Raw genomic sequence first — 1,236 nt, 5'->3', positions numbered from 1 at the left:
TGATATAGGCGCGGTTTTTTGGACGAAAAAAGGTAATTTTTAAGAGCTATTCTTCTAAGTAACAGAGGAGAATAGAATGAGCAAAAAAAGAAACTATTACACGGCATCAAAAAAATCAAAGATAGCAGTTGCGGCAATTGAAGGAAAATTGACTCAGGCTCAACTGACCAGCGAATACGGTGTGCATCCTACCCAAATTAAAGCATGGAAGCAAACAGCATTGCAGGCTATTTCAGATGCTTTTTCCAATTCTCATGATAAGGATAAAAAAGAGCAAGCCGAGCTTGTTGGTGCTTTGTATGAGGAAATTGGTCGACTTCAAGCCCAATTATCATGGTTAAAAAAAAAGACTGCCACTGAGCTTGGATGAAAAGCGTAAGCTGATTGATAGCAACGCTGAAATATCAATCCGAGAACAATGCATGCTACTCGGATTGAGTATTTCCAGTTATTATTACAAAGCGTCTCCTATATCAGCAGAGGACGAGCGGCTCATGGCGCTGTTAGACGAGCATTATCTCCAGTATCCATGTGAAGGTAAAGTGAAGCGCGCACAATGGTTGTCCCTTGAAGTTGGCTATCCTGTTGGTAAACGACGCATCAAGAGACTCATGGAGGCTATGGGATTAGAAACCGTCTACCCAAAGCCAAATACAAGCGTTCCCAATAAAGAGCACACCGTGTACCCCTATCTATTACGTGACATCGATATCACTAAGCCTAATCAGGTCTGGGCTGCTGATATTACCTACGTGCGTATGAAGGGAGGCCATGTTTACTTGGTTGCCATCATGGACTGGTATAGTCGGTATGTGCTTCAATGGGCGGTGTCCCCAACATTAGAAGCAGAATTTTGTGTAGAGGCGCTAAAAAACGCGTTATTACAGGGGCGGTGTGATATTTTTAATACCGATCAGGGTGCTCAGTTCACGTCTAATGATTGGATCAATACCTTGAAGGCCCACAAAATCTCTATCAGTATGGATGGGCGCGGCCGATACCTCGATAATATTTTCATAGAACGTTTATGGCGCAGTGTTAAGCAAGAAAAACTCTATCGGTATGATTTCGAAACAATCGAAGAGATAGAGCTGGAATTAGCTGAGTATTTTGAATATTATAACAACCGAAGACTCCATCAGTCTTTTGGATATTTAACACCAGCTCAAGTGTATTTCGGACACCCTAGTACGGTTTCTAAAACATAGTTCGGTGTGTCATGGCTTACCCACAGGG

At 42.4% G+C, this 1,236-nt stretch carries 2 protein-coding genes; both read left to right on the top strand.

Annotation, left to right across the window (positions count from 1 at the left end):
* Positions 1–76: 76 nt before the first annotated feature.
* Positions 77–370 carry a hypothetical protein gene (locus OQJ26_RS19225; protein ID WP_065235619.1) on the top strand — a complete coding sequence of 98 codons (294 nt, stop codon included), beginning with the start codon at positions 77–79 and terminating at the stop codon, positions 368–370.
* On the top strand, positions 363–1,208 hold the full coding sequence (locus OQJ26_RS19220) for an IS3 family transposase (protein WP_082650874.1): 846 nt from the start codon (positions 363–365) through the stop codon (positions 1,206–1,208). The genes OQJ26_RS19225 and OQJ26_RS19220 overlap by 8 nt, the downstream gene beginning before the upstream one ends.
* Positions 1,209–1,236 lie beyond the last annotated feature (28 nt).

It is taken from the genome of Legionella sheltonii, from assembly GCF_026191355.1.
GTDB classification, from domain to species: domain Bacteria; phylum Pseudomonadota; class Gammaproteobacteria; order Legionellales; family Legionellaceae; genus Legionella; species Legionella sheltonii.
The sequence above is the reverse complement of the archived record's forward strand: the minus strand, read 5'-3'. Positions and strand labels throughout refer to the sequence as shown.

Coding starts and splice junctions, on each gene's coding strand:
- OQJ26_RS19225 (WP_065235619.1), top strand. CDS start 77: ATGAGCAAAAAAAGAAACTATTACACGGCATCAAAAAAATCAAAGATA.